The sequence below is a fragment of the Bradyrhizobium sp. SZCCHNS3002 genome, from assembly GCF_032377435.1.
In the GTDB taxonomy this organism is placed as follows: domain Bacteria; phylum Pseudomonadota; class Alphaproteobacteria; order Rhizobiales; family Xanthobacteraceae; genus Bradyrhizobium.
This window is the reverse complement of sequence record NZ_JAUHHY010000012.1, coordinates 164,078-185,701: the sequence shown is the minus strand read 5'-3', so window position 1 is coordinate 185,701 and position 21,624 is coordinate 164,078. Positions and strand designations below refer to the sequence as shown.

General features: G+C 67.3%; 20 protein-coding genes. 15 read left to right on the top strand and 5 right to left on the bottom strand.

Translation table 11 applies throughout. From position 1 onward, the window contains the following. The first annotated feature begins 1 nt into the window (after window position 1). The 6 genes from QW845_RS24880 to QW845_RS24855 all read left to right on the top strand — a co-directional run bounded on the left by QW845_RS24880 (window position 2) and on the right by QW845_RS24855 (window position 8,556). Window positions 2–1,582 carry an FGGY-family carbohydrate kinase gene (locus QW845_RS24880; protein WP_315804162.1) on the top strand — a complete coding sequence of 527 codons (1,581 nt, stop codon included), beginning with the start codon at window positions 2–4 and terminating at the stop codon, window positions 1,580–1,582. Continuing rightward, window positions 1,575–2,615 (top strand): 2-hydroxyacid dehydrogenase, encoded by a 1,041-nt coding sequence (locus QW845_RS24875; protein WP_315804161.1) that lies wholly within the window; start codon window positions 1,575–1,577, stop codon window positions 2,613–2,615. The genes QW845_RS24880 and QW845_RS24875 overlap by 8 nt, the downstream gene beginning before the upstream one ends. Before the next feature lie 18 nt (window positions 2,616–2,633). Next, a complete protein-coding gene (locus QW845_RS24870; protein ID WP_315804160.1) occupies window positions 2,634–3,380 on the top strand; it encodes a class II aldolase/adducin family protein in 747 nt (248 codons plus the stop codon). Further along, window positions 3,377–4,885 carry a glycerol-3-phosphate dehydrogenase gene (locus QW845_RS24865; protein WP_315804159.1) on the top strand — a complete coding sequence of 503 codons (1,509 nt, stop codon included), beginning with the start codon at window positions 3,377–3,379 and terminating at the stop codon, window positions 4,883–4,885. Before QW845_RS24870 ends, QW845_RS24865 begins: the two co-directional genes overlap by 4 nt. A 214-nt stretch (window positions 4,886–5,099) precedes the next feature. After that, the gene (locus QW845_RS24860; RefSeq protein WP_409997963.1) at window positions 5,100–7,688 is read left to right on the top strand and encodes an ATP-binding protein; all 2,589 of its coding nucleotides are present in this window, start codon (window positions 5,100–5,102) and stop codon (window positions 7,686–7,688) included. A gap of 655 nt (window positions 7,689–8,343) precedes the next feature. Further along, a complete protein-coding gene (locus QW845_RS24855) occupies window positions 8,344–8,556 on the top strand; it encodes a hypothetical protein (RefSeq protein WP_315804158.1) in 213 nt (70 codons plus the stop codon). A 281-nt stretch (window positions 8,557–8,837) separates the two neighbouring features. Here QW845_RS24855 and QW845_RS24850 read toward each other — a convergent pair whose 3' ends face one another. From QW845_RS24850 to QW845_RS24840, 3 genes are all read right to left on the bottom strand, one after another. Next, window positions 8,838–9,410: a DNA-binding protein gene (locus QW845_RS24850; protein WP_315804157.1), complete on the bottom strand. Its 573-nt coding sequence runs from the start codon at window positions 9,408–9,410 to the stop codon at window positions 8,838–8,840. Between the two features lies 1 nt (window position 9,411). Then, the gene (locus QW845_RS24845; protein WP_315804156.1) at window positions 9,412–9,780 is read right to left on the bottom strand and encodes a hypothetical protein; all 369 of its coding nucleotides are present in this window, start codon (window positions 9,778–9,780) and stop codon (window positions 9,412–9,414) included. A 76-nt stretch (window positions 9,781–9,856) separates the two neighbouring features. Beyond that, on the bottom strand, window positions 9,857–10,522 hold the full coding sequence (locus QW845_RS24840) for an XRE family transcriptional regulator (RefSeq protein ID WP_315804155.1): 666 nt from the start codon (window positions 10,520–10,522) through the stop codon (window positions 9,857–9,859). Window positions 10,523–10,711: 189 nt separating this feature from the next. On the opposite strand from QW845_RS24840, the gene QW845_RS24835 reads away from it, so the two are divergent. From QW845_RS24835 to QW845_RS24820, 4 genes are all read left to right on the top strand, one after another. After that, the gene (locus QW845_RS24835) at window positions 10,712–12,226 is read left to right on the top strand and encodes an amidase (protein WP_409997962.1); all 1,515 of its coding nucleotides are present in this window, start codon (window positions 10,712–10,714) and stop codon (window positions 12,224–12,226) included. Window positions 12,227–12,265: 39 nt separating this feature from the next. Then, on the top strand, window positions 12,266–12,616 hold the full coding sequence (locus tag QW845_RS24830) for a RidA family protein (RefSeq protein ID WP_315804153.1): 351 nt from the start codon (window positions 12,266–12,268) through the stop codon (window positions 12,614–12,616). Window positions 12,617–12,632: 16 nt separating this feature from the next. Then, window positions 12,633–13,871 carry an FAD-binding oxidoreductase gene (locus QW845_RS24825; protein ID WP_315804152.1) on the top strand — a complete coding sequence of 413 codons (1,239 nt, stop codon included), beginning with the start codon at window positions 12,633–12,635 and terminating at the stop codon, window positions 13,869–13,871. 222 nt (window positions 13,872–14,093) lie between these two features. Further along, entirely contained in the window at window positions 14,094–14,468 is a 375-nt protein-coding gene (locus tag QW845_RS24820) for a hypothetical protein (protein ID WP_315804151.1), read from the top strand. 57 nt (window positions 14,469–14,525) lie between these two features. On the opposite strand, the gene QW845_RS24815 is transcribed toward QW845_RS24820, so the two are convergent. Together QW845_RS24815 and QW845_RS24810 are read right to left on the bottom strand one after the other, a co-directional pair. Next, on the bottom strand, window positions 14,526–15,719 hold the full coding sequence (locus QW845_RS24815; RefSeq protein WP_315804150.1) for a polysaccharide deacetylase family protein: 1,194 nt from the start codon (window positions 15,717–15,719) through the stop codon (window positions 14,526–14,528). Window positions 15,720–15,959: 240 nt separating this feature from the next. Continuing rightward, window positions 15,960–16,796 carry a polysaccharide deacetylase family protein gene (locus QW845_RS24810; RefSeq protein ID WP_315804149.1) on the bottom strand — a complete coding sequence of 279 codons (837 nt, stop codon included), beginning with the start codon at window positions 16,794–16,796 and terminating at the stop codon, window positions 15,960–15,962. A gap of 109 nt (window positions 16,797–16,905) precedes the next feature. On the opposite strand from QW845_RS24810, the gene mgtE reads away from it, so the two are divergent. The 5 genes from mgtE to QW845_RS24785 all read left to right on the top strand — a co-directional run bounded on the left by mgtE (window position 16,906) and on the right by QW845_RS24785 (window position 21,404). Further along, on the top strand, window positions 16,906–18,324 hold the full coding sequence (gene mgtE, locus QW845_RS24805; protein ID WP_315804148.1) for a magnesium transporter: 1,419 nt from the start codon (window positions 16,906–16,908) through the stop codon (window positions 18,322–18,324). 81 nt (window positions 18,325–18,405) lie between these two features. Further along, window positions 18,406–18,681: a helix-turn-helix domain-containing protein gene (locus QW845_RS24800; protein ID WP_315718360.1), complete on the top strand. Its 276-nt coding sequence runs from the start codon at window positions 18,406–18,408 to the stop codon at window positions 18,679–18,681. Window positions 18,682–18,757: 76 nt separating this feature from the next. Beyond that, window positions 18,758–19,576 carry an aldo/keto reductase gene (locus QW845_RS24795; protein ID WP_315804147.1) on the top strand — a complete coding sequence of 273 codons (819 nt, stop codon included), beginning with the start codon at window positions 18,758–18,760 and terminating at the stop codon, window positions 19,574–19,576. A gap of 145 nt (window positions 19,577–19,721) precedes the next feature. After that, entirely contained in the window at window positions 19,722–20,594 is an 873-nt protein-coding gene (locus QW845_RS24790; protein ID WP_315804146.1) for a hypothetical protein, read from the top strand. 150 nt (window positions 20,595–20,744) lie between these two features. After that, the gene (locus QW845_RS24785; protein ID WP_315804145.1) at window positions 20,745–21,404 is read left to right on the top strand and encodes a glutathione S-transferase family protein; all 660 of its coding nucleotides are present in this window, start codon (window positions 20,745–20,747) and stop codon (window positions 21,402–21,404) included. The last annotated feature ends 220 nt before the right edge of the window (window positions 21,405–21,624 follow it).

Genomic DNA, 21,624 nt, shown 5'->3' with positions numbered 1-21,624 from the left:
CATGACCTCGGCTGCGACCCGCGACGTGATCATCGGCATCGACGCCGGGACCTCGGTGATCAAGGCGGTCGCGTTTGCGCGGGATGGCCGCCAGCTCGGCGAGTTCGCGATTCCGAACAGCTACACCACCTTGCCCGGTGGTCGTGTCGAGCAGGACATGGAGCGGACGTGGACCGACACTGTCGCGGCGTTGCGCGGCCTGGGCGGCGCGCTGCCGGACCTGTCCCGTCGCGCCGCCGCGATCGCCGTGACCGGGCAGGGCGACGGCACCTGGCTGATCGACGCGGACGGCCGCCCAGTCGCGCCCGCGCTGCTGTGGCTCGACTCGCGCGCGGCAGGCTTCGTTGAGACCTTCCGAGGCGGCGAGCGCAACGCCGCGCATTATCAGCGCACCGGATCGGGGCTCAACGCCTGCCAGCAGGGGGCGCAGCTGGCCTGGCTGCAGGCGCATGACGCGGAGCTATTGGGACGCGCGGGCACAGCGTTCCACTGCAAGGATTGGCTCTACTTCAAGCTGACCGGCGAGCGGGCGACCGATCCGTCCGAGGCGACGTTCTCCTGCGGCGACTTTCGCCGGCGTGGTTTCGACGGCGAAGCCGCGCGTCTTGTCGGGATCGCCGATTCCGCGCGCCTGTTTCCGGATGTCGTCGATGGTGTCACGACGACGCATGGCTTGACCGCGGCGGCCGCGGCCGAAACGGGCTTGCCCGATGGCGTGCCGGTGTCGCTCGGCTATGTCGATGTTATCTGCAATGCGCTCGGTGGTGGGCTGTATGATCCCGCACCCGACGTCGGCTGCACCATCATCGGCTCGACCGGCATGCACATGCGGCTGGTGAACGGCGCCGACGCGGTCAAGCTGAATGCCGAGGCGACCGGCTATACGATGCCGTTCCCGGTGCCCGGTCACTATGCACAGATGCAGTCGACCATGGCTGCGACCTTGAACATCGACTGGCTGCTCGATGTCGCGCGCGGCGTGCTCGCCATGGAAGGCATCGCGAGGTCGCGCAATGATCTGATCCGGCGCCTCGACGAGCACGTGCTCGCGGCGAAGGTGGGCGAGCTGCTGTATCATCCGTTCATCTCCGACGCCGGCGAACGCGGCCCCTTCGTGTCCCACGAGGCGTCCGCCCAACTGGTCGGCCTGCGCATCCGCCACGGCTACTGGGATCTGATGCGCGCCGTGATGGAGGGACTGGCCTTCGCCGCACGCGACTGCTACGCGGCGATGGGACCGCTGCCGAGGGAAATTCGCCTGACCGGGGGCGCGGCGCGCAGCCGCGCGCTCGGCGCCATTCTTGGTGCGGCACTTGGCAGCACGATTCGAGTCTGCCGTCGCGAGGAGGCCGGCGCATCGGGCGCGGCGATGATCGCGGCGGTCGCGACCGGGCTCTACCCGGACATGATGGATTGCGCGGAGGAGTGGGTGAGACCGTATCTGGATGAGCCGCAAGCGCCGGATGCGGCGCTGGCGGAACGTTATGCGCAATTGTTCCCGGCCTATGTCGACGCCCGTCTTGCGGCACGGCCGGTCTGGAAGCAGCTCGCCGCGCAGCGCACGGGTGCCGATCATGTCTAGCTCCATCGCCATCATCGGCGACCGCTTCATGCTGCCCTCGGTGTTCGCCGAGCGCATCACGGCAATCTGCGGCGATGGCATCGACATCCGCATGCTTGAGCAGCCCTGGCCGGATGAGCCGATGGAGCACGGCTATGCCGGCTCGAAGCTCGACGGGCTCAAGGAGTTCATGGGCGATCCTGACGAGCTCGCTGAGTTCATCGGCGAGGCACCCCTGCTGGTGACGCATCTCGCGCCGATCTCGCGCGCGATGCTGCAGCGGCTGCCGAGCCTGAAATTCATCGCGGTGTCGCGCGGCGGTCCGGTCAATATCGACATGCAGGCGGCGCGCGATCACGGCGTGCTCGTCGTCAATACGCCCGGACGCAACGCCAGCGCGGTGGCGGAATTCACCATCGGCGCGATGCTCGCGGAGACCCGGCTGATCCGCAGCGGCCACGAGTCGATGCGGGGCGGCAAGTGGCGCGGCGATCTCTACCGCGCCGATCGCACGGGACGTGAGCTCGGCGAGATGACAGTCGGCATCGTCGGCTATGGCGCGATCGGCACCCGCGTCGTGAAACTGTTGAAGGCGTTCGGCTGCAAGATCCTGGTGGCCGACCCCTACGTTCAGCTCAGCGCGCAGGACCGCAACGACGGGGTCGAGCATGTCGCGCTGGCCGAGCTGCTGTCGCGCGCCGACGTCATCAGCCTGCATGCCCGCGTGACCGCGGAGACCACCGGCTTCATCGATCGCGACGCGCTGGCGCGGATCAAGCCGGGCGCGATCCTGATCAACACGGCGCGGGGGCCGCTGGTCGACTATCACGCGCTCCATGACGCGCTCAGCTCGCAGCGGCTTGCGGGGGCGATGCTCGACACCTTCGCCGTCGAGCCGGTCCCGCCGGACTGGCCGCTGCTGCAGCTCCCCAACGTCACGCTGACGCCGCACATCGCCGGCGCCTCCGTGCGCACCGTCACCTTTGCCGCCGACCAGGCGGCCGAAGAGGTTCGCCGCTATCTGGCCGGCGAGCCGCCGCTCAATCCCTGCTGACGACGAAAGGTTTTCGACATGAATCGCGAGGAACGGCTGATCCGCGAGACCATCATCGCCAAATGCCGATGGATGAATGCGTCGGGGCTGAACCAGGGCACTTCGGGCAACATTTCCGCCCGCTACAAGGACCGCATGCTGATCACGCCATCGGCGACGCCCTATGACTCGATGAAGCCGGAGATGATCGCGGCGATGCCGCTCGAGGGGGACTACGGTTCCTGGGAGGGGCCGTTGAAGCCCTCGACGGAATGGCGCTTTCATCTCGACATCATGCGCGGCCGTCCGGATGTCGGCGGCGTCGTGCACACCCATTCGACCTACGCCACCGTGCTCGCCATCGCGCGCAAGCCGATCCCGGCCTGCCACTACATGATGGCCGCGTTCGGCGGCACCGACATTCGCTGCGCCGGCTATGCGCGGTTCGGCACGGCCGAATTGTCCGAGCTTGCGCTGGAGGCGCTGGAAGGCCGCAACGGCTGCCTGCTGGCCAATCACGGCATGATCGCGGTCGGCGCCAATCTCGACAAGGCGATGTGGCTTGCGGTCGAGCTCGAGACCATCGCGAAGCAGTACTATCTGTCGCTCGCGCTCGGCCAGCCGCACATCCTCGGCGACGCGGAGATCGCCGAGACCGCGCAGGGCTTTTCCACCTATGGCCTGCAGGAGCCCAAGGCGAAAGCGGCGAAGCCGGCCAAGACTGCGACGAAGGCGCGCGCCGCCGCGCGCAGCAAGCCAGAGAAGAAGCGCAGCAGCAAACGATGAATGCGACGGTCTCACGCAGCGGATCCGATCACGGTCTGTTGGACCTCGCCGTGATCGGCGGCGGCATCAATGGCGCTGGTATCGCCCGTGATGCCGCCGGCCGCGGCCTGAAGGTGCTGCTGTGCGAGAAGGACGATTTCGCCCAAGGCACCTCGTCGCGTTCGGGCAAGCTGATCCATGGCGGCTTGCGCTATCTTGAGTACTATGAGTTCCGCCTGGTGCGCGAGGCGCTGATCGAGCGCGAGGTGCTGCTGGCCTCGGCGCCTCACATCATCTGGCCGATGCGCTTCGTGCTGCCGCACTCGCCGGAGCAGCGTCCCGCCTGGCTGGTGCGCACCGGGCTGTTCCTCTATGACCATCTCGGCGGTCGCAAGCAGCTGCCGGCGAGCCGTAACGTCGACCTCGCGCATGAGCCGGAGGGCGCGCCGCTGCGCCCCGAATTCCGGCGCGGCTTCGAATATTCGGACTGCTGGGTCGACGATGCCCGGCTGGTGATCCTCAATCTCGTCGATGCCGCGCACAAGGGAGCCATCATCCTGCCGCGCACCCGCGCCGTGAGCGCGCGGCGCGAGGGCGATTCCTGGCGGCTGGAGATGCGCTCCGAGAATGGCGAGGTGCAGATCGTCCGCGCGCGGGCGCTGGTCAACGCCGCGGGGCCATGGGTGCAGGATGTAGTGCAGGGTGTCGCCGGGCTCAACTCCGCGCACAATGTGCGGCTTGTCAAAGGCAGCCATCTCGTGGTGCCAAAATTCTGGAGCGGATCGCAGGCCTATCTGCTGCAGAACACCGACCGCCGCGTCATCTTCGTCAATCCCTATGAGACCGATCTGGCGCTGATTGGGACCACCGACATCGTGCATGATGGCCGCGCAGACGACGTCGCTGTCGATGGTGCTGAGATCGACTATCTGCTCGCGGTGCTCGATCGCTATTTCCGGGCCGCGCCGGGCAAGGGTGATATCATTCACGCCTTCTCCGGGGTGCGGCCGCTCTACGATGACAACGCCGACAATCCGTCGGCAGTGACGCGCGACTACGTGTTCGAGGTGCACGGTGCACCCGGGCAGCCGCCGCTGCTGTCGATCTTCGGCGGCAAGATCACGACGTTTCGCCGGCTCGCCGAGCAGGCGATGGAACGCCTCGCGCCGTGGTTTCCGCAGATGGCGCCGGCATGGACGGCGGGCGCGCGGCTTCCGGGCGGCGATCTCGGCGCGCCGTTCGATCGGTTCCTTGCCGATCTCGCCGGCGCGTATCCGGGATTGCCGCGCGATGTGGTAGCACATTATGCGCGGCTCTACGGCACCCGTGCGCGCGATCTGCTCGGAGCGTCCCGCAACGTCGGCGATCTCGGCCGCCATTTCGGTGCCTCCTTCTATGAGCGCGAGCTCGTTTTCCTGCGCGAGCAGGAGTGGGCCGTCACGGCCGCCGACATCCTGGACCGGCGTACCAAGCATGGCCTGCATCTGAGCCGCGCCGAGCGCGAGGCGTTCGAGCTCCAGCTTTGATCGTGTCTTGACGCGTCGAGCTTCTCCGCGACCGCCGCAGCCCCTGGCGGGTGCCGATGACACGCCCTGGCAAACCGTGCTATCGAGCGCCCGCGATATGGAACGCGACGCGCCTGGAGACCCGGAATTCGGCACAATCCGGACCTTCGCCGATGCTTGACGCGCCGAACCGAGTCACAATCAAACCGCCTGCCGACCTCCTGAATTCGACGCCATGCCGGACCAGATCAAAGCGAGAGCCGACCATCGGCGCGGTCCGCGGCAGGCAGGCATCGTCGACGCCTGGACGAGGTTCGCGTCCGGCTCCTGGATGGACCGGCGCTGGACTCCCTGGATCATCGTGCTGAGTGGCCTCGTGCTGGCGCTGCTGTGTGATGCCTTCGTGGCGCACATGCTTTCCGTCAACTATCGGGAGACCTATCGGACGACCGAGGCCGCCAACGGCGATCTCGCCCGCGCGCTCGAAGAATACATGCTGCGCAACATCCAGGGCGTCGACGTGCTCTTGAACACGACGATCGACAGTCTCAAGCAGGACCCATCGCTGCTCACCGCCGGCAATCCGGCGCTGATCAACGAGTTGAAGCGCAGGGTGGTGCCGTACCCCGCCGCGGGCGGCATCGTCGTGCTGGATGCGGACGGCAATCTGCTCGGCGACAGCGCCGGCAACGGAGTTCCCGGCCGCGAGAACAATTTCGCCGATCGGGCCTATTACAAGGTCCAGCGCGATGACCCCGGCCGCGGTCTCTTCATCGACGTGCCGGTGGCCTCGCGCGTGAACAGGGGTCGGTTCATCGCGGTCAGCCGCGCCTTGATGATGCCGGACGGACGATTTGCCGGCGTGATCGTCGTGGCTGTCGACTACGAGAATCTGCGGCAGTTCTTCCTGTCGCTGAACGTCGGGCAGCGCGGAACGGTGACGCTCTATCGCGACGACGGCACGATCCTGCTGCGCACGCCGCATGCCGACGATTTCGCCGGCCGCAACGTCCGGTCCAATCGGCTGTTCAGTCTCTATCTCCCGCAGGCCCCTCACGGCAGCTTCGAGGGCAGCGGCATGACGGACGGCACGTCGCGGAGCATCAGCTATCGCCGCGTCGCCGGCCTGCCGTTGGTGGTGACCGTGGCGCGCGACCCGGTCGAGTATCTGGCGGGCTGGAAGAACAATGCGCTGTACTACAGCGCCATCGCCGCCGGGCTCAATCTGCTGATCGCGGGGTTCGGCCTCGTCCTGGCGCGGCAGTGGCGGCTGCGCGCGGCCTCCGAGCAGGCGCTGCGCGACAGTTTCGAGCAGCATCTGCTGGTGACGGAGAACGTGCCCGCGCTGATCGTCCAGGTCGGCGCCGATGGCGACATCCGCTATGCAAACCGCGTCGCGCGCGAATGGTATGCGCAGCCGTCCAGCGGCGTCGGCCGCAGCCGGCGGATCGACGACTACATCGATCCCGCGCGGCGCGGCGAGGTGAGGCCGAAGATCGAGGCCGCGCTGGCCGGCCGGACCGCGGGCGGCGAGGAGAAGATCGCGTTTCCCGACGGCCGCGAACGCTGGTGCGAGACCATCCGGGTGCCGGATCGCAGCCAGGACGGCACGGTGCGCGGCTATTTCGTGCTGTCGGTCGACATCACCGAGCGCAAGCGCATCGAGGACGAGCTGCGGCAGGCGCAGAAGATGGAGGCCATCGGCCAGCTGGCGGGCGGCATCGCGCACGACTCCAACAACATGCTGGCGGCGACGCTCGGCAATCTCGATCTGCTGCTCGACGCGCTCCCGCCCGGCGAGAGCGCCCGCCGCAGCATGGTCCAGCGGGCGATCGAGGCGGCGGAGCGGGTCGCCGATCTCAACCGCCGCCTGCTGGCCTTCGCCCGCAAGCAGGCGCTGCAGCCGCAGGTCACCGACGTGAACCAGCTCGTCAGCGGGATGACGACCATCCTGCAGCGGACGCTCGGCGAGAACATCGAGATCGCATTGGCGCAGGACCCGATGCTGTGGCACTGCCTGATCGACCCGACCCAATTGCAGAACGCGCTGCTCAATCTGGCGCTCAATGCGCGGGATGCAATGGACGGCGGCGGGCGCCTGACGATCACGACGACGAATGCCGTGCTCGACCAGCCGCTCGACGACGGCGACGAGCGCATCATGCCCGGCGACTACGTGACGATCGCGGTGTCGGACATGGGAGCCGGCATGCCGCCCGAGATCGCGCGCCGCGCCTTCGAGCCGTTCTTCACCACCAAGGAGTTCGGCAAGGGCAGCGGCCTCGGCCTCAGCATGGTCTATGGCTTTGCGCGGCAATCGGGCGGCACGGTGCTGATCGACAGCCGGGTGGCGGAAGGCACCTGCGTCACGCTGTATCTGCCGAGCGCGGGGCCGGGCGTCGGCAGTCGCGCGCGGGCCGGTGCGGCGCGGCTGGCGCGGCCGCAGACCGGCGAACGGATCCTCGTGGTCGAGGACAATCCGCTGGTCGGCGCGATGGCATCGACCATGCTGACCTCGATGGGCTACGGCCCGGTTGTCGTCACCCATGCGACGGCCGCGATCGCCGCGCTGGAGCGGTCGGATCCGTTCGCGCTGCTGCTGACCGACATTCTGCTGCCGGACGCCATGACCGGCATCGACCTGGCGCGCGAGGTGCGCCGCAGATGGCCGGAGCTGCCGATCGTCTTCATGTCCGGCTTCGCCGATCCCTCGCTGGTGCCGGAGGAACTCCGGGCGACGACCGCGCTGCTCGCCAAGCCGTTCCGGCTCGGCCAATTGTCGGAAGCGATCGTGTCGGCCCTGGCCGGCCGGAAGGCGATCTGAGCCCGCGGCGATCATGCGGGGAGCGATCCATCATTCGTCCGATCGTCGGCGCCGTCCGGGCAAGTCGTCTCCGCCTCGCGGCGCGCGATGCGTCCGAGCTGTGCCGGTCGTTTCGCCCTCGAAAGCCGAGGGCGCGGGGAATGCCGGGTGCTGGCCGCACCCATGGCCCGCCTGCGAACAAGAATGCAGGCGGCAGGAACCACAGGTTCAGCCGAGGCATCCCGGCATTCCCCGCGCGATGGTTTTGACGGCTTATACGTCCTCTCCCCGGGGACCGGCTGTCTTGCCCCCGTCGCCCGCGCAACGCGAACGCGTTGTCGCGCGCTTGGCCTCAGCACCGGGAGGCCAGGACCCTACGATTTCGCCGGCGCAACGGCTTCGTTCGTCCGCATGACCTTCGTCACGCTGCGAGCCGCTGCGCCCACCGCATCCCACCCCGCGTGCCGTGACGATCGCGATACGCCCCTCGTGCCGAGGCGGGATGGGGAGATACAATCATGATTTCCGATAAAGCGAAAGAGGAATATTTTTCGCGCGGGGACTGGACAGTGGTGATGTGATTGAGCCGGCGGATGAAAAGAGAATTTCGGCGCAGGCGACCCCCACCGCGAAACCAGCCGGACTTCCGTCTAATTACGATGCGACCGGCCGCGAGATGATCGACGCCGTCCGCCGCGTCGTCGGCCGTCCCGACCTGCCGGTGAAGCCGTTCCCGTGGATCACGCTCTGGTTCGCGGCGCCGTTCGTGCGCTTCATGCGCGAGGCGATCGAAATGCGCTGGCTGTGGAAGCAGAGCCTCGCGCTGGATAATGGCAGGCTGGCCAGCCTGCTCGGCGCGAGTCGCATACGCCCCTCGATGATGCGGTGAGGGCGGCACTCGTGCCCATCACCTGAACCATTCACTCGCGAAAGGAGCGACCGTGATCACCGCATTGTTTGCGGCGCCGCTGACACGCGCCCAGTGTCTCATGCTTGTCCTGCTCGTCGCGGCGCAGGTCGCACTCTTTGTTGCTCTGCTGATCGCGCCTGGCCAGGTTATCAACTGGTCATCCAGTCTGCGCCTGCCTGGCGCGGAAGCTCTGCCGCTGGTCGTGCGCAACCTTTCAGCCATGAAGGCCGGCTACTGGCGCGATGTCCTGAAGGCCTCCACTATGGTTCACGCCGTCTGTAAAGCAGCGCTCGACCCGCGGGGACGAGTTGCAGCAGAAGGTCGTAATCCGCGACGTTCGCGGTAAGGACGACCAAACCGAGCTTCTGGGCCTGAAGAAACAGCACACTGTCCTGAAGTGCGCGCAGCTTACCGTCTCGTTCGTAACTCTGAAGACGGCAAAGGATACCCGAAAGGAGTGCTGCGCGCCCGAGCGTGTCGCCATCAGGTGCAAAGGTGCGATGGGGTGGCATCGCTTTGATGTGCTTTCCGATCACATCGATGACCGGGGCTGTGCGCGGATCAGAGGGGTTCAATACGCCGACCGTGTGCATCAACTCCTGAATCGCAACTGTTGAGTGATTCACTTGCCGATGTGCGATCAGATCGTCGAGAATCGGAGGTGATCGATCCTGCATCTGGTCGATGTAGACGCAGGTGTCGAGCAAAAGCCCCTGTCCAGCGATCAGGGTCGCGTCAACAAATGGTAGTTGGTCATCACTTCTTCGGGGCAGCGTTTTCCACGGGTCGAACCGCGCCCATCGTCGTGCGGCATCGAAATCGAACGCCGCCACGTCAAAAACCGAGCTTCAGCTTCGGATCCGCCGTACCACGCGACCGTTTGAACACATCTGCGAAGTTGTCCTCAAGCGCGACCGTTGCGAGGGCAAATTCGATCAAGTCCGTATCCGTCTCGATGCCCGTTTGCCGCTTCGCTTGGCGGACAAGTGCAGAACTCACCCGGCCGCCGATACGACCTTGTTTGTCTTTCAGCAGACCCGACCGCTCGGCTGCCCGCATCACCGCCTCGAACCGCGTCTCGCTCCCGGCGAACTGGCCAGTTGCCGCTTCGCGGTGAATCCGCGAACTGCTGCCTGCCGCGCCCTTATCTCGGCGGGTTGGTGATTTGCCTGCGGGGGATTTGGTCATGGACGCTTCGATCATGTTAGACAAAAGCTGCTGTTGTTCAACGTAGCACTTCACCACACGGATATCAACGGAGCAGCAGACCGCTCCGCCCTCACTCCACCGCATCTTTCTTAGCGATCCTGTGCAGTTGCTCGAACAGATCCGACTGCTCGCTCGTACACAGGCACACGCCCTGCGCCGACGCCGCTTCGCCCGCGTTGAGGTAGGCGTGGCCCATGGTGCTGTCGAGATACATGCCGTCGCCCTCGTGCAGGATCTCCGGCGCGTAGAACTCGGTGTGCACGGCGATGGTGCCGCGGGTGACGAGGAAGTACTCCTCGCCGCTGTGGCGGAGCAGGGGGCCGAACTCCTCGAGCGTGCGGGCGCGTACCTCGGCGATCATCGGCACCATGCGCTTTCCGATCAGGTCGGTGCACTGATAGGTGTAGGTGTAGAATCGGGTGTTGACGATCTGGCCCTGGCCGGCGCGGCTGACGCTGCGGCGGGCGGTCACCGGGCGGCCCGGCTCGGGGCGCGGCGAAGCAGGGCTGAACAGCTCGGCGATGTCCATCTGCAGGCCCGAGGTGAGCTGCAGCAGCTTGTCATAGGTCAGCGACATCAGGCCGTTCTCGACCTTGGACAAGGTCGACAGCGCCATCCCCGTTTTCTCCGCGACCTGCTTCAGGGTCAGGCCGCGCGCCTGCCGGGCCGCCTTCAGGCACTGGCCGAGCTGGGAGTGCGGGCCTTCGGCTGAAACGCTGATGGCAGTGTCTGTCAAAGCGATCTCCGGAAAATCCGTTAGCGGATCAGGCGTGCCGATGGCCGGGGCAGTTCGGGCAATCTCGCCCCAAAGCGCAGGAAATTCAATTGTGTGCTCCGACGTCCGAAGGTCATGCGTGGACAGCGGTGGAACAATGCGTTTTCAGGTCGTGCATTCGATTTCTTATATGCTAAATAGTTTTCCGAAATGGAAAAGAGAAGCCCTGTGCAATCGATTTGCGACAAGACCGCCGTCGAGCTGGTCAAGCTGCTGAAAACAAAGGCGATCTCCCCGGTTGCGCTGCTCGACTCGTGTCTGGAACGGATCGCGGCGGTGAACCCGGCGGTCAACGCGGTGGTGACCCTGGATGAATCTGGCGCCCGGGCGGCCGCCAAGCGCGCCGAGGCCGAGATCGTCAGGGGCGAGGACAGGGGGCCGCTGCACGGCCTGCCCGTGCTGATCAAGGACACCCAGGACACCGCCGGGATGCGCTCGACCTATGGCAGCCCGATCCTGGCCGACAATGTCCCGGCCGTCGACCAGGCCTCGGTGGGCCGGCTGCGCGCGGCCGGCGCGATCATCTTCGGCAAGACCAACACGCCGGAATGGGCGGCGGGCGGCAACACCCGCAATCCCGTGTTCGGCGCCACCGGAAACCCGTTCGATCCCACGCGCTCGGCCGCCGGCTCCTCCGGCGGTTCGGCGGTCGCGCTCGCCTGCGGCATGGCCCCGCTGGCCTCCGGCTCCGACACCGGCGGGTCCTTGCGCAATCCGGCCGGCTTCTCTGGCATTGTTGGGATGCGGCCGTCCTACGGCCTCGTCGCCAGCGAGAAGCGCGCCCATGGCTGGTCGTGCCTGTCGACCGACGGGCCGATGGCGCGCGACGTCGCCGACACCGCGCTGATGCTGTCGGTGATGGCAAGCGACGATGCGCGCGATCCGCTCGCCTACACCTTGCCCGGCGAGGCCGTGCGCGGCGCGCCAGCGCGCTGGGCGGTGCCGCCAGCGGTGGAACTGAACAAGCTCAGGGTCGCCTTCACCGAGGATTTCGGCTTCGCGCCGACCGAACAACTGATCCGCCGCGCCTTCCGTGCGCGCGTGTCGCGCATCGCGCCGCTGTTTGCCGAGACGCACGAGGGCGCGCCGGATTGCAGCGGGGCCGACGAGACCTTTGCGGTGCTGCGCGCCTCGCTGTTCCTCACCCAGCACGGCAGGAATTTTCGCGAAAGGCCCGACATGCTCGGGCCGAACGTGCGCGCCAATGTCGAGGAGGGGCTCGGCTACAGCCTCGAGGATTTCTCGCGCGCGAGCGCCAACCAGACCCGGATCTATCGCGCCTATCAGAGCTTCTTCGCCAGCCACGACGTGCTGATCAGCCCGATCATCACCTTGAGCCCGCGGCCCTGGGCGGAGCTCTATCCGGCCGAGATCGACGGCGTGCCGACGCGGTCCTACTTCCACTGGCTGGCGCTCGCCTATGCGGTGACCCTGGCCGGGCATCCCGCGCTCAGCCTGCCGCTCGGCCTCGACGACAACGGCCTGCCGTTCGGCCTGCAGATCGTCGGCCCGCGCGGCGGCGATGCGCTGGTGCTCGGCGTGGCCGCGGCGCTGGAAGCCGCCTTTGCCGATGACGCCGAGCTTCGCCGTCCGCGGCCGGATCTCGCAAGGCTCGCGTCGCTGCCGCCGCTGGCGCAGACGCCGGGCTTCATGGCGTGGGATTGAGGCGGCCCTCATGATCACTACATCCTGGAGCGACTAACGATGTCCGACGCCCCCTCATGGCCGTTCTCGCTGGTGCGCCGCGCCGGCGGCCTGGTGTTCCTGTCCGGCGAAGTGCCGGTCGCCGATGACGGCAGCATTCCCGAAGGGATCGCGGCGCAGACCGACCTCGTCTTCAAGCACATCGCGGAAACGCTGGCCGGCGAAGGCCTGACGCTCGACGACATCGTGTCCTGCATGGTGCACCTCGCCGACAAGGCGGATTTCGCCGCCTACAACGAAGCCTATCGCAGGCACTTCAAGGATCCGCTGCCGGTCCGTACCACGGTGCAGGCGCAGATGATCGCGGATGTGAAGATCGAGGTCACCGTCGTCGCGGCGGCGCGGACCTGAGGTAGGAGTGATGACGATGCGAAGCGCGATCGTTCTCGGTGGCGGCATGGTTGGCGTCGGCACGGCGCTGCATCTGCAGAGCCGCGGCTGGTCAGTGGCGCTGGTCGACCGCAGGGAGCCGGGCCGCGAGACCAGCTATGGCAATGCCGGCATCATCCAGAGCGAGGCCGTCCGGCCCTACGCGATGCCCTATGATCTCGCCGGCGTGCTCGACATCGCGCTGGCGCGCACCAACGACGTGCATTACAGCCTCGCGGCGCTGCCCTATCACGTCCGGCCGCTGCTGCAATATTGGTGGAATTCGTTCCCCGCGCGCCACGAGGTGCTGACGCGCACCTATGCGCAACTGATCGCGCGCGCCGCGCCCGAGCACGAGCCGCTGATCCTCGCGGCCGGCGCCGGCAACCTCGTGCGCCGCGACGGCTTCCGTGTGCTGCACCGGACGCAGGCGCAGTTCGACAAGGAGGCCAGGGAGGCCGAGGCGGTCGGCAAGGCGTTCGGCGTCAAGTTCAAGCTCTTGAGCGCGCAGCAGCTCAAGCAGGCCGAGCCCGGGCTGATCGACAGCGGCATCGGCGGCCTGCACTGGCAGGAGCCGTGGACCGTGTCCGATCCCGGCAGCCTCGTCGCCTCCTATGCCGAGCTGTTCACGCGTCGTGGCGGCAAGCTGCTGCGTGGCGACGCGACCACGCTCGCGCAGGCGGGCAGCGGCTGGGCCGTCACCACCGCGGAGGGACGCATCGAGGCCGAGGCCGTGGTGGTCGCGCTCGGGCCGTGGTCGCCGGAGTTCCTGACGCGGTTCGGCTACGACATCCCGATGGTGCGCAAGCGCGGCTATCACCGTCACTACACCGGCGGCGCGCCGCTCGATCTGCCGCTGCGCGATGCGGCGCGCGGCTATCTGATGAACCCGATGGCGCTCGGCGTGCGCATCACGACCGGCGCCGAGCTGTCATCGCCGAATGCGAAATCGACCCCGGTTCAGCTCGGCAAGGCCGAGGCTGCCGCGCGCCAGCTCATCGATCTCGGCAAGCCGGTCGAGCCCGAGCCGTGGATCGGCACGCGGCCGTGCATGCCCGACATGCTGCCGGTGGTCGGCCAGGCGGCGCGTCACAAGGGCCTGTGGCTGCATTTCGGCCACGGCCACCAGGGCTTCACGCTGGGGCCTGCGACCGGCCGCATCCTCGCCGAGCTGATGAGCGGCGAGGCGCCGAGCGTCGACGTCGCCGCCTGCGCGCCGGCCCGGTTCGGCGCATAGTGCGGGAGCCGCTGCAGCCCTGCAATTGCAGGCTGCAGCGGCGCCCGCCGGGCAGTCCCTTGTTTACCAAGCGGGCCTGTTCTGGCGCTGCAAAATCTCCACTTCACGAATTCGCAAGCCCGCTCTCCTAGGGTGACGCCGGTTGGACCAGGACGCGGGGGCGAAACGCGTTTCGTGAGTTCTGTCGTCGGCCAGTGATCCGAACATCATGTGGGGGAGCAGATGAACTTCACGGGCCTCGTGTACCGCTTCGTCTCGAATTTCGTATTTCTCGCGGCCGTCTATCTCAGCCTGAACTACGTCGAGAAGTACCAGAACCGCGCCGTGCTGGCGCTGGTGGTGCTGATCTATGCCGGCATGCGCGCCGTCACGGTGGTGCGCACCTTCCACTTCTTCGGACGGATCGAGAAGATGGAGTCGGACGTTCGCCGTCTGGCCGGCATGCTCGGCGACGGGCCGGTCGGGCAGGTGGTCAGCAGGCAGGTGGTGTCCGACGTCGGATCGCTGCGCAAGGACGGCGAGAAGAAGTCCTACATGGACCTGTTCTTCCTGGCGGCCGCCGTCATCCTCTGCGTCAGCAAGCTGGTCTCGAACTGATCGCGCGCGGCGCGGGCGAATCGTCTTAGCGTCCTCACCTGCAACATCTGCGAATGTTCAGCGCCGCCTGAGGCTGGCGAGGCGCACCGGGCGCGGCGCCGGCTTGGCGGCCACAGCCTTCGGGGCCGGGCTTTCGAGCCGGGCCAGCTGGCGCCGCTGCGCCGACAGCGGCGCGACAGGCGGCCATGCGAACAGATCGGACGCCGGCGCTGCCAAGGCCGGCGCCGCAAGCCGCCGCGCGAGCGGCGGACGCGGCCATGCCGGCTTCTGCGCGACACGTCCGACGGCCGCCGGCACGTCGAGAATGCCGAAATCATCCAGCCTGGCGCGGGCCCCCGTATCGGCGCCAGCGAGATCGACGGGCGCGATCCTCGGCCAATGCGCCACCGGGGTCTCGTCCGACGGGCGGTGCACCAGCCAATCCTCGGGCTCGGTCGGCGTCGCCGGAAGGTCCGGCGTCGCCGCCACGACGTGGACGATTCGGTAGTTCTTGGCCTTGAGCTCGGCGAGGATCTTCGGCAGCGCCGTCACGGTGCGCGCATGGATGTCGTGCAGCAGCAGGATGCCCTTGCCGCGCGCCTCCAGCCGCTTCATCGCGAGCTCGTAGACCTTGGCGCCGGAGATGTTGCGCCAGTCGTCGGCGAGGAAGTCGGCGCTCCAGAGCTGCAGGCCGAGCGAGGCGGCGTAGCTCTCCACGGCGTCGCCGCGCAGCAGGCCGGGCACGCGGAAGAACGGCGACAGCGCCGACGGATCGGTCAGCGCCGCCGTCGTCCAGGCGATGCCCTGGTCGACCTCGGGCTTGACCTGGTCGAGCGTCATCTTGTTGAAGCTCAGCGGATGGTTCTGGCTGTGGGTGCCGATGGTGTGGCCGGCGGCCGCAAGCTTCCGCACGCCCTCGGGATCGGCCTTGGCCTGGCGGCCGATGGTGAAGAACGTCGCCTTGACGCATTGATCGGCGAGGATCTGCAGCACCTGATTGCTGTACTTGGGCAGCGGGCCGTCATCGAAGGTGATGACGACCTCGTGATCCCGAAGCGGCAGCGTCTCCTTGTACTGCATCGCGCCGATGCGCGGATGCTCGCGCGGATCGACCACCAGGACGCGTGACGTGCCGAGCGCGTTCGGATGCCCGGGACAATCGGCCACCGGTGCGGCCGACGATCCGACACTGGAGGCGAAGCACGCGACGGTGCCCAACAGCACTGCGAGCCATGTTGGCCGTCCGACGCAAGCCCACCGACGATCACGCATCACGCTGCTCACATTCCCTTCACCGTCCCGGCTCCTTCGGCCAGGGTCTTCCACGATCGATGATGTGTCGCAGCCGCGCGGAACGGGCAAGCGACCGCCAAGACATAGCAGGGATGTGCGGCTGTCGCGAGATGACATCGTTCCGGGTTCCGGTTTGCCCGCGGCTGTTGCCGGATTGCAAGCGGTAGAAATCGCCGCGATCACGGCAGTCGAGCGTAGACAGTGGTCCTGAACGACGGATTAACCACCTTCGTGCGGCGGCGTCGGCGCGGCTGAAGGGCGCTCGCTATGCTCCTCGTGATGCAAATCCTCCGGCGGCTTCGGCACCACATGGACCACGCGATAGCCGTGCTTCTTCAGGTAGCGCAGGAACGCCGGCAGCATGGCCACCGTGCGCGGCTGCGGGTCGTGCAGCAGGATGATGCCTTTGCGCGCCTGGTTCAGCCGGCTGGTCAGCCGGTGGAGAGTCTGCTGCGGCGACAGCGGGTTCCAGTCGCCGGCCCAGAAGTCGGCGCCGAACACGACGATGCCGCGTGACTGCAGCAGGTCGAGCGTCGCCGGCGTCGATTCGAAATAGGGGAAGCGAAAGAATGGCGTCGACGGCGTGGTCGTCTCGACGCCGTTGAGCGCCTTCTCGTCGGCGGCGATGCCGCGATCGATCTCAGCGACGGCCTGTTCCGGCGTGATGTGCGCGAGATGCGCATGCGTGAAGGTGTGATGACCGACGGTGTGGCCTTCGGCCGCGATCTTCCGCACCAGCGCGGCGCGGCCCGACGCGGGCTGGCCGACCAGGAAGAAGGTCGCGCGCACGCATTCCCTGGCGAGCGCGGCGAGCACCTTGTCGGTCATCGGCGGCGACGGGCCGTCGTCGAAGGTCAGCACCACCTCGCCGTCATGCAGCGGCAGCGTGTCCGGGAAGCTCTTCAGGCCGACGCGCGGATGTGTCGCGGCGTCGACGGTGAGAATGCGCGACGTGCCGAGCGTACCTTCGCGCGGGCATGCGGCAGGCGCGGCCGCGGCGACGTCAGCCGCGAGCAGCGCCGCCACGACGCCGGCCGCGTTTACCCATCCCGTCATCGATCGCCAAGGCCGCATCTTTTCCCGTTGCGCTCGCTGTTGCCGATTATGTAATGCGTGAAGCACAAATCAGACCATTTGCTCTGAAATCAAGCGCGTGAGGCACGTCATGAACGAGACATCGGACGTTGCCCATGCTGATGCAACTCTACGCGATCGCGCGCCGATGCGCACCGAATCCGGCGAGATTCGCGCCGAATTCATCGCGGCCATCGCGGCGGCCATCGCCGCCGAGGACGAGGCGTTCCTGCGCGCCGAGGTCGCCGAGCTGCACGAGGCCGATCTCGGCGACCTGATCGCGGCGCTCGCGCCGGACGACCGTGTCCGGCTGGTGGAGCTGACCGGCACCGATTTCGACTTCTCCGCGCTGAACGAGGTCGACGACGCGGTCCGCGAGGAGATCCTCGAGGAACTCGAGCCCGAGACCGTCGCGGAGGGCGTGCGCGAGCTCGAATCCGACGACGCCGTCGAGCTCTTGGAAAGCCTCGACGAGGAGGACAAGGAGGAGATCCTCGAACGCCTGCCGCCGTCCGAGCGCGACGCGCTCGCGCGCAGCCTCGATTATCCCGAGGGCTCGGCCGGCCGCCGCATGCAGCGCGAGTTCATCGCGGTTCCGCTGGGCTGGACGGTCGGCGAAGCCATCGACTACATGCGCGAGACGCGGGATCTGCCCGAGCGGTTCTACGAGATCTATGCGGTCGACGACGCACGGCATTGGCAGGGCGCGGTGTCGCTCGATGCGCTGCTGCGCGCCCGCCGTCCGGTTCCGCTGGCCGATCTGATCGACGAGGACCGCCGTCGCGTCACCGTCACCGACGATCTCGCCGAGGTGGCGCGGCTGTTCGGCAAGTACAATCTGGTCGCAGCCCCCGTGGTCGATGCCGAGAACCGGCTGGCCGGCGTCATCACCATCGACGACGTGGTCGACGTCATCGAGGAGGAGGCCGACGAGGATTTCAAGGCGCTCGGCGGCGTGTCCGGCGACGAGGAGCTGTCCGACAGCGTCTGGACCATCGCCAAGGGCCGCTTCAACTGGCTGCTGATCAATCTTGCCACCGCGTTCCTGGCGTCCTCGGTGCTCGGCCTGTTCGAGGGCCAGTTGCAGCAGATGGTCGCGCTCGCCGTGCTGGCGCCGATCGTCGCCAGCCAGGGCGGCAACGCCGCGACCCAGACCATGACGGTCGCAGTGCGCGCGCTGGCGACGCGCGAACTCGGGCCGAACAATGCGCTGCGGGTGGTGATGCGCGAGGGGCTGGTCGGGCTCGTCAATGGCCTGGCCTTCGCGCTCGTCACCGGCATCGCCGCCGTGGCGTGGTTCAAGATGCCCGGGCTCGGCATCGTGATCGGGCTTGCGATGATCTCGAATCTCGTCGCGGGTGCGCTGGGCGGCATCCTGATCCCGATGGTGCTCGAACGGGTCCGCGCCGACCCGGCGGTGGCCTCCGGAACCTTCGTCACGACGGTGACCGACGTGGTCGGCTTCTTCTCGTTTCTGGGCATCGCCACGCTCTGGTTCGGCCTGAAATAACCGCTGCGCCTGAACGACTTATATCGTTAATCCGGCCTTAACGCGGTTCGGCGAGACTGTCGCTCGACACGGAGTCGGACGATGCAACGCTTGCGGCTGAAGGCAGATGGACGGATCGTGGAGCTGCGCGACGGCGAGGAGATTCCGCTGGCGCCCGCGGCTCCGCTCGAAGTGCGCGATCTCAGGCGGCGGGTGCATCTGACCCAGCAGGAATTCGCCGCCAAGCTCGGTGTGCCCGTCGAGACCATCCGCAATTGGGAGCAGGGCAAGCGCATGCCGCGCGGCCCGGCGCGCGCGCTGCTCACCGTCATCGCGCATGCGCCCGAGACGGTGTTTGCCGCCTTAGCCAAGACTTAAGCCAACCACGGGTCGTGCGTTGGCAACGCCCGGCGTGTGCCTACATAATGTTGCACGCGCTCTGGAGTGCACGGCCATGCTGATGATCGAGGCCAACGGTGCCAGGATTCCCGCTTTGGGTCTCGGAACCTGGGAGCTGCGCGGGCGCGCCTGCAGCCGCATCGTCGAGCAGGCGCTCACCCTCGGCTACCGGCACATCGACACCGCGCAAGTCTATGAGAACGAGCAAGAGGTCGGCGAGGGCCTGCGTGCGTCCCGCGTCCGGCGCAACGAGGTGTTCCTGACCACCAAGGTGTGGACCACGCATTTCGCGCCGCACGATCTCGAGCGCTCGGCCAAGGAGAGCCTGGTCCGGCTGCGCGTCTCCGAGGTCGACCTGTTGCTGCTGCACTGGCCCAATCCGCACGTGCCGCTGACCGAGACGCTCGGCGCGCTGGCGCATGCCAAGACGCTCGGGCTCGCACGCCATATCGGCGTGTCCAATTTCACGGTCGGTCTGCTCGACGAGGCGGTGGCGGCGTCGCCGGAGCCGCTGGTGTGCAACCAGGTCGAGTATCATCCCTATCTCGATCAGACCAAGGTTCGCGAGGCCTGCGCGCGCCATGGCATCGCGCTCGTCGCCTACAGCCCGATCGCCAAGGGCAAGATCAAGAACGATCCGACCTTGACGCGGATCGGCCGCGCCCATGGCAAGAGCCCGGCGCAGATCTGCCTCCGCTGGCTGGTGCAGCAGAGCGTCGTGGCGATCCCGCGCACCTCCAAGATCGAACGGCTGTCCGAGAACCTCGACGTGTTCGATTTCGAGCTGTCCGAGCAGGACATGGCCGACATCTTCGCGATGGGCAGTCCCGAGGGGCGGATGACCAACTTCGCCTTTGCGCCGAAATGGGATTGAGGGCGGCGCCCGCGCATTTATGCTACAGCCTGACATGACAGGGCGCGGCCGGCGGGCCGCACGACGGCGGCTGCCGCATTCCCTGCCGATGATCGGAGCGATGGCGCGCCGCGCCTTCGCTCATGCGCGGGCGTAGTGAAGCAGCATGGAACGTTGGCAGTTCATCCGTTGGGGCATCGCCGCGTCCGTGCTCGCGCATCTCCTGATCGCCGGTGGGGTCGTGGTCTCGACCACGGTCCGGCCTTATGAGCTGCCCAAGAGCGACGAGATCGAGGTCAACATCGTCGACGCCGACGAGCCGCAGAAGACGCCCGAGCCCGTCGCCACGCCATCGCCATCCCCGACGCCGGATCTGGTGCTGCCGCAGCCGGTCCCGAACGCCTCGCCGGCGGCCGCGGCACCGCCACCGCCCAGTCCGCCGCAGGACGCCAAGGAGACCCCCAATCCTCCGATGCCGGCCGCGCCGGCGGCGAAACAGCCGGCGCCGGCAGCATCGCCCAAAGCGGTGAAGACGGCCGCAAAGGCGGAGAGCAGATCCGCCGTCAAGCCGGCGCCGCCACCCGTGCCGGCACCCGCGCCGACCTATGTGCCTCCCGAACCGGATCTCACGGTGAAGTATGGGGTCATGCTCGGTCTGCCCGAGCCATTGTCTCCGTTACCGCGTCCCGGCGGCCCGGAGGACGGCAAGGACGCCGGGACGACCGCGACGACGAACCTCGCCGCCAATCTGGAAGCGGCTCTGCGGCAGAAGGTCAGGAGCTGCGCGCGGCTGCCGGCCTCGCTGTCGCTGTCGGACAACGTGCTCATCAGGCTGCGCTTCGGCATGACACCCGATGGACGGCTGGCGACAGAGCCGGAGGTGATAGAGGTCGTCGCGGCCTCCAAGGCGATCCAGCTCAAGGAGAGCGCGGTCCAGGCGTTGAATGCCTGCCAGCCCTACGCGATGTTGCCTCCCGATCGCTACGACGAGTGGAAGGTGATCGAGATGTCGTTCACGCCGCAAGATTTCGCCCGCTGATCTGCGGCCGGCGACACATGAAGGCGGGCGCGTGGTCGGGCGCTTGTGTGTCGACGCAACGGCCGATCATCCTGTATGCGTCGCCGATAGCATGAGCGTCGACGGCGCGGCTGCGCGGGCCGTCCACGCCCAACACGGAGACGGTGCGACATGACGCTGAAGCTGGTGATCGGCAACAAGAACTATTCCTCATGGTCGATGCGGCCCTGGCTGGCGCTGCGCGGCTGCGACATCGCCTTCGATGAGATCGTGATCCCGCTCTACACCGACGATCCCGCCGACAAGGCGCGCATCCTCAAGCATTCCCCGGCCGGCAAGGTGCCGATCCTGATCGATGGCGCGATCAGCGTGTGGGATTCGCTCGCGATCATCGAATATCTCGCCGAGCGCTTCCCGCAGGCGGGGCTGTGGCCCGCCGATGCCGCTGCCCGCGCCCATGCGCGATCGGTCTGCGCCGAGATGCACTCCGGCTTTCCGGCCTTGCGCAACGAATGCCCGATGAATCTCCACCGGCCGGTGCGGCCGGTGGAACTGTCAGCCGATGCCGAGGCCAACATCGCGCGGATCGAGGACATCTGGCGCGACTGCCGTGCCCGCTACGGCCATGGCGGGCCGTTCCTGTTCGGCCGCTTCGGTGCCGCCGACGCCATGTTCGCCCCGGTGGTCACGCGCTTCCACAGCTTCGCCATTCCGGTCGCCGCTGAGACCCGCGCCTACATGGACATGATGATGGCGATGCCGGCCTTCGCGGCCTGGGTGAAGGACGGCCTCGCGGAGGACTGGGTCATCGAGCGGGTCGAGAACGTCTGAACGGTCTCGTCCGTTCGCGATTTGGTCCGTGGTGGACGAGCGCGCCCCGAGCCGCTCGTCCAGGAATACCGTTTGCGGACCCATCCCGTTGAAGAATCTCGCAATCTCCGCGTTTGCCACGTCGTGAGGTCGCTGGTCAGGGCGGGCGGCGGCGTGATATAAGCGCGATATTTATAAAGACACGCCGGCTCGGGCAGCGGGACCAGGGGCTCTTGCCGGC